Source organism: Inhella sp., assembly GCF_041912635.1.
Classification (GTDB): domain Bacteria; phylum Pseudomonadota; class Gammaproteobacteria; order Burkholderiales; family Burkholderiaceae_C; genus Inhella.
Genome location: NZ_JAYRMO010000044.1, coordinates 19766 through 31371, shown reverse-complemented (window position 1 = coordinate 31371; position 11606 = coordinate 19766). Strand labels below are relative to the sequence as shown.

Here is an 11606-nt window from a genome sequence, read left to right as displayed (position 1 = left end):
CCGGCGCGCGCAAGACCAGCCTGTTCGAGGCCCTGTTCCAGGAGAGCCTGGACACCGTGATGAGCCCGCGCCAGCTGCACGGCCTGCACGAGTTCGGCCGCTACGTGAACGAGCTGGCCGCGCGCGCCCGAGATGCGGTGGGCGGCGCTGCAGCGCGCACCCTGGCGATGGCCTGGCTGGAGGAGATCGGCTACGAGTCCCACCTGATGGACGGCGAGGACAGCGAGAAGACCGCGGCGAACCGCTGGAGCAATGTGCTGGACTTCGTCGACTGGATGGCGCGCCGCTGCGGTGGCGAGGGCACCGACCGCGAGGAGGCCACCCTGCTCGACGTGGCCCAGACCCTGAACGTCATCCTCAGCCTGATGGAGCGCGGCGACGACCAGGACCAGCTGGTGCTCTCGACCCTGCATGCCTCCAAGGGCCTGGAGTGGCCGCATGTGGTGCTGGCCTCGGTGGTGGAGGGCCTGCTGCCCTTCCACTCCGACGACGACCCCATCACCCCCGAGCGCCTGGCCGAGGAGCGTCGGCTCATGTATGTGGGCATCACGCGCGCGCGCCGCACCCTGGCGGTGAGCGTGCTGCGCCGGCGCAAGAAGGGGCGCGAGATGCTGATGGCGCGGCCTAGCCGCTTTGTGGAAGAGATGCGCCTGGGCGAAGGCGGCCCCAAGCGCGACCCGCGGGCCGAGCTGCTGGCGCTGAAGGCGCGCATGGCCGCCGAGGTGGCGGCGCGGGAGGCGAAGGGCACCGCTGAATGAGCTGCCATGATGACGCGCGCCCTGGATTGGGATGGGCTGCAAGGCGCAAAGCGCAGCCATGGCCGCTGCCATGGCGAGCATTTGCAACGCAGCAGATCGCCCAAGCCAGGGATGCGCGGCGTATGGCGGCTCGTTTAGCGGTGCCCCCACCGAAGGAGAAACCGTGATCCTCTTGGTTCTGGCTGCGCTCTGCGGCGCCGTGTTCATTGCTGCCGATCTGGCCCTGCTGCCCGCGGCGCTGCGCTTTGCCGCCAAGCCGGCCGCCACCCTGCTGCTGATGGCCTGGGCCTGGCCGCGCGGGGCGCAGCAGCTCCTGCAGCGGCGCTGGCTGCGCGTGGGCCTGGTGTTCTCGCTCGGCGGCGATGTGGCGCTGCTCTGGCCCGAGCAGGGCTTTCTGCCGGGCCTGGTGAGCTTTCTGCTGGCGCACCTGGCCTTCATCCGCAGCATGACGACGCAGTCCCGCTTCGGGCGCCCGCCCTGGCCCTTTGCCGGCTATGCGGGCCTGGCCGGCCTGCTGATCGGCCTGGTGCTGTGGCCGGGCCTGCCGGCCGATCTGCGCGCGCCCGTGTTGGTCTATGTGGCCGTGCTGGTGGCCATGGCCGGCCAGGGGGCGGCCTGGTGGTTGCAGGCGCGCAGCCCCGCGGCGGGCTTTGCCGCGCTGGGGGGCGCGGCCTTCCTGGTGTCGGACAGCCTGATCGCCATCGACCGCTTCGCCGGCGGCGTGCCGTTGGCCACGGTCTGGATCCACAGCCTGTACTGGCTGTCGCTCGCGCTGATGATCAGCGCGCTGCCTTCGCGCCTCGCAAGGTGGCGCTGATCTCATGCGCCAGCGCCAGGCCGTCCACCGGCTTGTGGCGCACCGGCAGGCCGGCGGCCAGCAGGGTCTGCACGCGCTCCGGCGTGGTCTCGCCGGTGATGACCCAGGCCGGCGCCTCGCAGCCCTGGGCGCGCAGGGCCTCCAGCGCGTCCAGGCCGGTCACCTCGTCGCGCAGCCGGTAGTCCAGCACCAGGGCCTCGGGCTGCCACTGCGGGCTCAGGCAGCTCAGCGCCTCGGTGACGCCACTGGCGGTGCGCACGCTCCAGCCCAGGGTCATCAGCAGCTCGGCCAGCGCGTCGCGAATGGCCACCTCGTCGTCCACCACCAGCAACCGATGCCCGGGTCCGCCCGGCGTGGTGCTACCGGCCAGCGCGGCGGGCGCGTGCGCGGCCTGTGAGTTGCCCAGCGGCAGCCAGATCGTGAAGCAGCTGCCCTGGCCGGGCTGGCTCTCCAGCCGCAGCTCCAGCCCCAGCAGGTTCACCAGCCGGCGCACGATGGCCAAGCCCAGGCCCAGCCCCTGCGCGCGGTTGCGGCCGGAGTTGTTGATCTGGAAGAACTCCTCGAACACGCGCTCCTGCAGCTCGGGTGGGATGCCCGGGCCGCTGTCCTGCACGCACAGCGCGGCGCGCTCGCCTTCGCGCAGCAGCATCAGGCAGATGCGGCCTTGGGTCGTGAACTTGAGCGCATTGCTGAACAGATTGCTGAGGATGCGGCGCAGCAGTGCGGGGTCGGTGTACACGCGCAGCGGCTCGCCCGGCGGCAGCTCGGGCAGCACGCAGTCGAAGGCCAGGCCCTGCTGGCTGGCTTGCGGCGCGTAGTCGTCGGCGCAGCGGCGCAGCAGCTCCACCAGATCCACGTCCTCGGCCTGCACGGCCACGGCGCCGGCGTCCAGCTGCGAGACCTCCATCAGGCTGTTCAGCAGTGCCTGGCTGTCCTGCAGCGCGCGGCGCAGGCCCGCGCCCACCTGGGCCAGGCGTTCGTCTTTCTGCTGGCTGGCCAGGGCTTGCACTGTGGCCACGTGGTAGCTCAGGGCGGTCAGCGGCTGGCGCAGGTCGTGGCTGGCGGCGGCGAAGAAGCGGGTCTTGGATTCGCTGGCGCGCTCGGCGCGGTCGCGCGCGGAGCGCAGCTCGTCGGCCAGGCGCACCAGGCGCACCTGGGCCCGGCCTTCGCCGTGCACATGACGCACCAGCACGCCGAACATCAGCACCAGCAGCCCAGTGACGATCAGGCCCTCCTGCGTGCCGCGTGCCAGCCAGCCCAGGCCCAGGCTGCCGCCATAGATGGCCACCCACAGCAGATAGGCGCGCACATCGCCGGCCACCGTGGCCACGGCGCCGGCCGCGTTGCCCACCAGCACCATGGTCAGCAGGTAATGCCAATGGCCGTGCGGCTGCAGGAAGACCAGCACGAACAGGCCGGCGTGCACGAGGCCCAGAGCGGCCAGCACCGTCGTCATCTGGCGCAGGATGCGGCCCGGCGCCCAGCCGGCCGCCAGCCCATGTTCCAGCAGCAGGCTGCGGCCCCACAGGCCCAGCGTCATCACGCCCAGGTAGATCCAGGCACCCCAGCCGGCCCCTGCCTGGTAGGCCGCCCAGGCCACGGCCAGGTCCACCAGGAAGCGCGGGCCGCGCACCTGGCGCACGCCCTCGCGCAGCAGCAGCAGGCGCTCGGCCTGCAGCTGCTCCAGCTGGGCCGGGTTCAGCGCGCCGTCTTCAGCTGGCGCCGTCACTGCGCGCCCGATGAGCGGCCTCACCGCGGCTGCGCACCTGCAGCGCCGCCAGAATGGCCCGCACATGGCTCTTGACCGTGGTGTCGCCGATGCCGAGCAGGCGGGCAATCTGCTTGTCGGACTGGCCGCGCATCAGTTGCTCCAGCACGTCGATCTGGCGCGGCGTCAGGCTGGGGTAGAGCAGGGCCAGGTCCAGCGGCGGCAGGCCGGCACGCGCCGGCGCCGCCGGTGGGGTGGAAGGCTTGCCACCGGACAGCACGGTCTGCAGGGTGTCGATCAGCTCCTGCGCGCCGGCCGACTTGCGCACATAGCCGGCCACCCCCAAGTCCAGCGCCCGGCGCATCACCGGCTCGCGGTCGTCGCCCGAGACCACGATGATGGGCGCATGGCAGCCCTGGGCGCGCAGGGCGCTGATGGCGGCCGCACCGTCGCTCTGCTCGAGCCACCAGTCCAGCAGCACCAGTTCGTAAGGGATGGATTGCACGAGTTGCCGTGCGGTGTCGAGGTCGCGGGCCTTGTCGAGCGAGAGCTCGGGCATCACCACCTGCAAGAGCATTTCCAGCGATTCACCGATCAGCTGGTGGTCTTCGATCCAAAGGGCGCGCATGCGTAAGCTTAGAAATGAATCGGGCCGCGGAACGCGGCCGTTCCGCAGCCCGACCGCCCCCCGTTCCCCCTGAAGGCCTCGTTCGAGGATGACAGCGCTGGCGAAGACTGTAGGGGGCTGCGGGACATTCTCTGCTCCTTCGTAAGAAGGAGTGTCTGCGGGTGCGATGCTCTGCGCCTTTTCGCACGGGGGTCTGGACATGCGCTGGCTGTGGTGGAGTTGCGCGGGCGTTCTGCTGGGAGGCAGCGCCGGTCTGTGGGCATTCGGGCGCATGGACCCGGTGCTGCCGGGGCTGGACCGCACGCTCAGCCAGGCGCTGGCGGCCTGGCAGGAGCGCACGCCGGACCCCGACTGGCGCAGCCGTGCGCAGGCCTGGCGTGCGGATCTGCAGCACCCGCTCGCCACCCAAAACCTGCAGGCCAGCTGGCCGCCGCCCACGTTGCCGGCGCGCGCGCCTCAGGGCCGCTGGGTCCGGGTGGTCGACGTGGCCGCCCTGAGGATGGCCTTCGACCAAGCGCAGGCCGGCGACGTGATCGAGCTGCAACCCGGCGACTACGTGATCACCGCCTACCTGCAGACGCCGCGCGCCGGCCGTGCCGACGCCCCGATCGTGCTGCGCGGCAGCCCCGGCGCGCGCCTGCTGGCACAGGGCGTCATGGCCCTCAAGCTCACGCAGCCCTATTGGGTTATCGAGGGCCTGCACATCGAGGGGCGGTGCCGCAACCCGGCCGATTGCGAGCATGCGATGCAGGTGGCGGGCGACGCCCACCACAGCCTGATCCAGGCCAACCGCCTGCTCAATTTCAATGCCGCCATCAAGGTCAATGGCGAGCGCGGCCGCTGGCCGGATCACGGCCGGGTGCAGGGCAATTGGCTGGAGAACCAGGCTCCCCGTCCGGGCGACGCGCCGACGGTGGCCTTCGACCTCGTGGGCGCCTCTGCCTGGACGGTCGAGGACAACACCGTGCTGGGCTACGTCAAGGGCGGTGGGGACCACATCAGCTACGCGCTCTTCATGAAGGGCGGCGGCCAAGGCGGGCGCTTCCTGCGCAACCGGGTGGTGTGCGCGCCGCGGCCGGGCTTCCAGCCAGGCGGCTTCCAGATCGGCATTTCCTTCGGCGGGGGGCTGACCGACCCCAAGCTGATGCGCCCGAACGTCGCCGGCTACGAGCACCTGGACGGTCTGGCCGAGGGCAACACGGTGTTGAACTGCAACGACAGCAGCTTCGACGTCAACCAGTCCGCCGGCGTCGTGCTGCGCGGCAACCGCTTCCTGGGAGGCGGGGGCGTCACGGTGCGGGGCAAGGAGGCCAGCGCCCATGCCGAGGCCAATGTGGGCAGCGCCGCCCTGCATGCGCGCCGCGGCAACCGGCTCAGCGTGGCCAGCCACCAGCGCTGGCGCCCCGAGACCGAAGACGCTCAGGCCGCGCTGGCGGAACTGCCGCAGTCGCCGGCTACATCCCCTTGAACAGGTGCGTGTAGCTGCGGCTGACTTCCAGCTTCTCGTTCACGCCCTTCACTGACACCAGCTGGCGGCCGCGGAAGTCGCGTCCGATGCCGGTGATGGCTTTCACATTGACCAGCGTGCTGCGGTGGATCTGCCAGAACAGATGCGGGTCCAGCTCGTCCACCAGTTCCTTGATGGGCTTGCGGATCAGGGCTTCGATCTGCTCGGTCTGCACGCGCGTGTACTTCTCGTCCGAGATGAAGAACAGCACTTCGGCGACCGGGATCATGCGGATCTCCTGGCCCACGGTGGCCTGGATCCATTCGAGGTAGCGCGGCGCACCGCCGGGCTGCAGCTTGGCCGAGAGCGAGTGCAGCAGCTGCTGGATGGGCTGGGCCGGCGCCTCGGCTTCGTCGGAGTCGCGCGCGGCCAGGCGCTTCTTGATGCGCTCGGCCGTCAGCTGCAGGCGCTCGCGCTCGGCGGGCTTGAGCACGTAATCGGCCACGCCCTGCTCGAAGGCCTCGACGGCGTACTGGTCGTAGGCGGTGATGAAGACGATCTCGGGGATGCGCCAGTCGTCTGTCTCTTCCAGCTGCGCGATCTGCTTGGCGGCCTCGACACCCGTCAGGCCCGGCATGCGGATGTCCAGCAGGCACAGATCGGGCTTGTGCTGCTTGGTCAGCTCCACCGCCTCCAGCCCGTTCTTGGCCTCGGCCACGATCTCCAGATCCGGCCAGACCTCGGCGAGGCGGGCGCGCAGTTGCTCGCGCATCAGGCGTTCGTCGTCGGCAAGGATGGCGCGGATCGGCATGGCAGGCTCCTGGGGTCGGGCCGCGACTTTATGCGCTGGCCGGCCGCGCGGGTTGGGCGGGTTGCTTGCGCTTGAGCAGCCAAACGATCAGCAGCACCGGCAGGGCCAGAGGGGCGAGCAGCAGGGCCGAGGTGCCAGCCAGCACCACCGCCACCAGGCCCAGGCTGAACAGCACCGCGAGCACCGGCACGCCCACGCCGACCAGCAGCACCAGGGGCAGCACCACCACCAGGGTGAAGCCCAGGGCCACGGCCGCGGCGATCAGGCCCAGCACGCCATGTTCGGCCTCCAGACCGCCCAGGTGCACGAAGTCGCTGATGTCTTCGCCGTCCACCATCACATGCCAGCTGCCGGCCTGGCTCAGGCCTTCCTGGGCCAGGCCCACCAGCACGCCGCCCATCACCAGGCTGGCCAGCAGAACGGCCAGGGCCGTCCAGCCAAGGAACTTCAGGAACTTGCTCATCTCACTTCTCCTTGCGACAGAAAAACTTCGTGCGATTGAATCCAGCGCAATCAAGGGCCACCGCGGAACCGGCTTTGCCGGGCCGCTAGTGGCGCCCCCTCGGGGGGAGGCGCCGAAGGCGCTTCGGGGGGGTCATGCGGTCCCTTCGGCTTCGTTGCTCTTGTAGGGCACGCTGATGCGGATGAGCGTGCCGCAGGGTTGGTTCTCGGCCACCGTCAGGCTGGCCTTGTTGCCGTACAGCAGCTGCAGGCGTTCGCGGGTGTTGGCCAGGCCCACACCGGTGCCGCTGGTGGCGGCGCGGCCGAAGCCCAGGCCGGTGTCGGCCACTTCGACGACGAGCTTGCCGTGCTCGATGCGCGCCCGCACCGCCAAGCTGCCGCCCTCGGGCTTGGGCTCCAGGCCATGCTTGATGGCGTTCTCCACCAGGCCCTGGATGATCATGGGCGGGAACTCGGCGCTCAGCAGGCCGTCCGGCACGTCGATCTCGACCTGCAGGCGCTCTTCCATGCGCACCTGCAGGATCTCCAGATAGGGCCGCACCACCGCCATCTCGCGCTTGAGGTCGCGCAGGCCGGAGCCGGTGCCGTTGGCCTCGCGCATCGTCGGCATGGTGGCGCGCAACAGGGCGATCAGGTTCTTCTGCATCTGGCTGGCGCGCTTGGGGTCCACCTCGATCAGATGGTCGATCGACGCCAGGGTGTTGAACAGGAAGTGCGGCTCCACCTGGGCCTGCATGGTGTTCAGGCGGGCTTCCACCAGCTGGCGCTTGAGGGCCTCGGCCTCGGCGGTTTCCTCGGCGGCGGCGGCCTTGGCCTCGGCCTCGGCGCGGCCCTTGTAGGTGGCCTTGATGAGCGCACTGGCCAGCAGCAGCAGCACGGCCAAGTTCACCAGGGCGTCGCTGGTTTGCTCGACGCGCACGCGCCGCTGACCATCGCGCGTCGCCTTGCGCCAGATTTCCATCTCGCGCTCCCACTTGGCGACTTTTCGCTGGTGTGAGGCCTCTGCGGCTGCACGCTTTTTGATCGCCTCTTGACGTTCTTTGACGGCCGCTTCGTACTCCTGAGTCGCTGCCGCGCGTTCGGCTGAGGCTTGGCGGTGCGCTTGCTCCATCTCCTTGCGGATCTGCTCGGTAACTTCCTTTGGCAACTGGATGTCCAGCACCGTTCTGGGCCTGGACGCCGCGCCGCTGGCGCCCGCTTCTGCCGGTGTGACGATGCGCAGGCCTTTGGGGCTGATATCGACTTGGGGGGCTTCCTTGGATCCGCCTGGCGGGCCGATGCGCACCCCGTCCTTGCCGATCTTGATCTCGAAGTCCTCGGGTGGGCGATCGACATCCTGGTGCCCAGATGCATCTGACTTCTCCGGCATGTCAGGGATCTCGTCGAAGTCGGGCGCCTCGGGCGGCTCTGGCATCGGGCGGCTGTCGTACTCGACGGTGTCGGTCAACAGCGCCTTGAAGGGAGGAATCTGGCTGATCACGTTCGCAGCGATCAGCAGTGCGAGCGCGTAGGCCGTGAAACGCCACCAGCTCAGACGCACCAGCCAGCCGGCGTAGCCGTGGAAACCCTTGATCGAGGCGGCCAACCAGCGGCTCAGGCGTTCGCGCCAGACCGGATCGGTGATCCAGGCGGGGATTCGGGGGGCCTTGTACTGCGTCATGGGGCGGACTGTAGGCAGAGGGGCGGGGGCCGTCGTCACAGCGGCGACACGCCGTCGCCGGCGCGGGACGATCTGCAGCCATCGGCGACAGACCGGAAACGAAAAAGCCCCGCCAAAGCGGGGCTGGTGACGGGCAGCCCGGGTTCAGGGCTGTTTGATCGCCTCGATCTGGATGACCAGGCGCACGCTGTCGGGGATGCCCGGCAGGCCGTAGCCCATGCCCCACTGGCTGCGCTGGATGGTGCCGACGAAGTCGCCACCGCAGGCCTGGGCCTTGAAGAAGGGATGGTCGAAGCAGTTGTAGTTCTCGGCCACGAAGGTCACCGGGCCGCTCTTGCCCAGCAGGGTCAGCTGGCCGGAGACGGACTTGACCTTCGTGCCGTCGAACTCGAACTTGTCGCCCACGAAGGTGGCGGTGGCGAACTTCTCGACGTCGAAGAAGTCCTTGCTCTTCAGGTGGCCGTCGAAGCGGGCGGTGCCGGTGTTGATGGAGCTCATGTCCACCGTGATCTCGGCGCGACCGGTCTTGGCGGCCGGGTCGATGGTGATGGTGCCGTCCTTCTTGTCGAAGCGGCCCCGGTTCGTGCTGGTGCCGAAGTGCTTGGCCTCGAAGGTGACGAAGGTGTGCGTCGGCTCGATCTTGTAGGTGGCGGACTGGGCCTGCACGGCACCAGCGGCGGCCAGGGCGGCCAGCAGGGCGAGGGTCTTCTTCATGCGTGGATCTCTCTTTGCGGGTTAGGGTCTGTTGACCCATGAATCACATTCGCGCCGGGTTGCCCAAGGTTGCTGGCGTAGGCGCGGCGCGCTGCCCAGGCTGGACGCCTGGGCGAGCGGCGCAACACCCCCCTGGGGCCTTGGGCGGCCCGGCCCTTCGGGTGAGGCCCAGGAAGCGGGCCACTCGTTGTTGCCGCAGCTTGCTGGGGACCTCCACAGCTGCGCTTCGGCGCCTAGATTGGCCCGCTTCCTGGGCCTCACGCGAACGTGATTCATGGGTCAGCAGACCCTATAGCGGCGCCATGCCGCTGAAGGGAAACTTGAAGCGCACCTGGACCTCGTCGGCCACGATGCTGGTGTCGGCCCATTCACCGGTGCCGATCTTCCAATCCTTGCGCTTGAGGCTGAAGCTGCCGCTGGCGGTACTGGTGGCGCCGGCCTGGGCCAGCTGCAGCGGCACGGTCATGGCCTTGCTTTGGCCCTTGAGGGTGAACTGGCCTTGCATTTCGAACTTGCCGCCGCCCAGGGCCTTGACGGACTGGGCCACGAACTTCGCCTCGGGGAACTTGCCGGCGTCGAACCACTCCGGCTTGACCAGCTCGGCATCCACCTCGGGGGTGCCCACGGCGGCGCTCTTGGTGTGCACGGTGAGCGCAATCTTGGCGGCCTCGGGCTTCTTGGGGTCGAACTGGAAGGCGTCGAGCTTGAAGCTCTTGAAGCGGCCTTCCACCGGCACGCCCATCTGCTTGCTGGTGAAGACGATCTCGGCGCCCTGCGGCAGCAGGGTCTGGGCCGAGGCGGAGAGGGCGAACAGGGTGGCGCCGAGCGCCAGCAGGGGTTTCAAGATCAGAGTCCTTCTCAGAATTTCATGCGGTCGAGCAGGCGGTCGCGGTCGACGAACTGGTGTTTGATGGCCGCGGCCGCATGGGCCAGGATCAGCAGCAGCAGGCTCCAGGCGGCCAGCTTGTGCAGGCCCTTCAGGACCTCGGCCAGCTCGGGGTTCTTGCCCACGAAATCGGGCAGCGGCAGCACGCCAAACCACACCACCGGAAAGCCGGCGGCATTGCTGTAAGCCCAGCCCAGCAGCGGCACGCCAAACATCAGCAGGTAAAGCAGGCCGTGCACGGCGTGCGCGGCGCGTGCCTGCCAGGCTGGCATGGGCAGATCGGGCGGCAGACGGTGGCCAGCACGCCAGGCGGTGCGCACGATCACCAGCAGCAGCAGCGTGATGCCGGCCCATTTGTGCCAGTTGATCAGCTTCAGGCGCTGCAAGCCCATCGGCAGATCGGACACGTACAGACCCATGCCGATGGCGCCCAGCAGGCCGATGGCCATCAGCCAGTGCAGCAGCACGGCCGGGCGGGAATAGCGGTGGGGAGAGCTTTGCATCACGGCTCCAGTGTCAGCGCGGGGGCGGCAGCCTAGGCGCAAGCCGGCTGACGATGGGTTTCAATGGGTTTGAACGATGGCCGCCCAGGCGGACCCGGGTTGTACGTTCGCGCGACCCGCGTCCCCCTGGTAATGGGCCAGCACGCGGCGGTCCATCACCCGAAACCACAAAGGCGGCAGCCAGGCCAGCACCAGCAGGCCGGCATAGCCGCTGGGCAGCTGCGGGGCGCCTTCGAAGTGGCGCAGCACCTGGTAGCGCCGCGCCGGGTGGGCGTGGTGGTCGCTGTGGCGCTGCAGCTGGAACAGGAACAGGTTGGAAACGCGGTGGCTGCTGTTCCAAGAATGCTCGGGCTGCACGCGCTCGGGCCGGCCTTGCGCGTCGGGCTGGCGCTTCAGGCCGTAGTGCTCGATGTAATTCACCACTTCGAGCAGGCTGAAGCCGTAAAGCGCCTGCAGCAGCAGGAAGGGCAGCAACAGTGGCCCGAAGGCGGCCAGCAGCCCGCCCCAAAGCAGCACCGTCATCGCCCAGGCCTGCAGGCACTCGTTGCGCCAATGCCAGGGGCCTAAGTTGCGGCCGGCCAGGCGCGCGCGCTCCAGCGCCCAGGCGCTGCGGATGCCGCCCAGCACCGTGCGCGGCCAGAAGGCCCAGAAGCTCTCGCCCAGGCGGGCCGAGGCCGGGTCCTCAAAGGTGGCCACGCGGCGGTGGTGGCCGCGGCTGTGTTCCACGTAGAAGTGCCCGTACCCCACCGGGGCCAAGGCCACGCGCGCCAGCCAGCGCTCCCAGCGCGGGTGCTTGTGGCCCAGCTCGTGGGCGGTGTTGATGGCCACGCCATTGATGCCGCCCACGCTCAGGATCAAGCCCAGCCACACCCAGGGCTCGCCCGGGTGCTGCACCGCCAGCGCGCTGCCATGCACCAGCAGGGCGAACTGCAGCGGGATGAAGGCGACCAGCAGGGCGCGGTACCAGGGGTCGGCCGCCAGCGCGCCTTCGGCTTCCGGCGGCGGGTTGCGGCGGTCCGGCCCCACCAGCCAGTCCAGCAGCGGGATGCCCAGGTGCATCACGAGTGCGGGCACGTACAGCCAAGCCACCTGGCCGTGCTGCTCGAAGCGCCACAGGTTCAGCCACACCAGGCCAGGGAAGAGCCCGGCCAGGGCCCAGAGCCAGCGGTTGGGGTCGCGCCAGGGGGTGGATTGCATGGGCTGCATGCTGCG

The 11606-nt window shown here is 69.5% G+C and carries 12 protein-coding genes; 3 read left to right on the top strand and 9 right to left on the bottom strand.

What is annotated here, in order from left to right; translation table 11 throughout:
- A partial coding sequence (locus tag ACE3QP_RS20070; protein WP_374438596.1) for a 3'-5' exonuclease occupies positions 1 to 758 on the top strand: 758 nt, incomplete at its 5' end.
- A gap of 163 nt (positions 759 to 921) precedes the next feature.
- Positions 922 to 1575 carry a lysoplasmalogenase gene (locus tag ACE3QP_RS20065; RefSeq protein ID WP_374438595.1) on the top strand — a complete coding sequence of 218 codons (654 nt, stop codon included), beginning with the start codon at positions 922 to 924 and terminating at the stop codon, positions 1573 to 1575.
- Here ACE3QP_RS20065 and ACE3QP_RS20060 read toward each other — a convergent pair.
- Positions 1538 to 3328, bottom strand: a complete 1791-nt coding sequence (locus ACE3QP_RS20060) for an ATP-binding protein (protein WP_374438594.1) — start codon at positions 3326 to 3328, stop codon at positions 1538 to 1540. The two genes, ACE3QP_RS20065 and ACE3QP_RS20060, sit on opposite strands and share 38 nt — an antisense overlap.
- Complete coding sequence (locus ACE3QP_RS20055) at positions 3288 to 3911, bottom strand: response regulator (RefSeq protein ID WP_374438593.1); 624 nt, start codon at positions 3909 to 3911, stop codon at positions 3288 to 3290. Before ACE3QP_RS20055 ends, ACE3QP_RS20060 begins: the two co-directional genes overlap by 41 nt.
- Before the next feature lie 166 nt (positions 3912 to 4077).
- Here ACE3QP_RS20055 and ACE3QP_RS20050 point away from each other — a divergent pair, with 166 nt between their 5' ends.
- Positions 4078 to 5379, top strand: a complete 1302-nt coding sequence (locus tag ACE3QP_RS20050) for a hypothetical protein (RefSeq protein ID WP_374438592.1) — start codon at positions 4078 to 4080, stop codon at positions 5377 to 5379.
- Here the strand turns inward: ACE3QP_RS20050 and ACE3QP_RS20045 are convergent.
- The 7 genes from ACE3QP_RS20045 to ACE3QP_RS20015 all read right to left on the bottom strand — a co-directional run bounded on the left by ACE3QP_RS20045 (position 5366) and on the right by ACE3QP_RS20015 (position 11600).
- Positions 5366 to 6169, bottom strand: coding sequence for a LytR/AlgR family response regulator transcription factor (locus ACE3QP_RS20045; protein ID WP_374438590.1), 804 nt, complete (start codon positions 6167 to 6169; stop codon positions 5366 to 5368). The genes ACE3QP_RS20050 and ACE3QP_RS20045 overlap by 14 nt on opposite strands.
- A gap of 28 nt (positions 6170 to 6197) precedes the next feature.
- Positions 6198 to 6632: a hypothetical protein gene (locus tag ACE3QP_RS20040; protein ID WP_374438588.1), complete on the bottom strand. Its 435-nt coding sequence runs from the start codon at positions 6630 to 6632 to the stop codon at positions 6198 to 6200.
- 132 nt (positions 6633 to 6764) lie between these two features.
- Positions 6765 to 8291 carry a histidine kinase gene (locus ACE3QP_RS20035; RefSeq protein ID WP_374438586.1) on the bottom strand — a complete coding sequence of 509 codons (1527 nt, stop codon included), beginning with the start codon at positions 8289 to 8291 and terminating at the stop codon, positions 6765 to 6767.
- A 144-nt stretch (positions 8292 to 8435) separates the two neighbouring features.
- Complete coding sequence (locus tag ACE3QP_RS20030; protein WP_374438585.1) at positions 8436 to 9005, bottom strand: YceI family protein; 570 nt, start codon at positions 9003 to 9005, stop codon at positions 8436 to 8438.
- A 289-nt stretch (positions 9006 to 9294) separates the two neighbouring features.
- Positions 9295 to 9849, bottom strand: a complete 555-nt coding sequence (locus ACE3QP_RS20025; protein WP_374438583.1) for a YceI family protein — start codon at positions 9847 to 9849, stop codon at positions 9295 to 9297.
- A gap of 14 nt (positions 9850 to 9863) precedes the next feature.
- Positions 9864 to 10394 (bottom strand): cytochrome b, encoded by a 531-nt coding sequence (locus tag ACE3QP_RS20020; protein WP_374438581.1) that lies wholly within the window; start codon positions 10392 to 10394, stop codon positions 9864 to 9866.
- A gap of 60 nt (positions 10395 to 10454) precedes the next feature.
- Complete coding sequence (locus ACE3QP_RS20015; RefSeq protein WP_374438579.1) at positions 10455 to 11600, bottom strand: alkane 1-monooxygenase; 1146 nt, start codon at positions 11598 to 11600, stop codon at positions 10455 to 10457.
- Between the last annotated feature and the right edge of the window lie 6 nt (positions 11601 to 11606).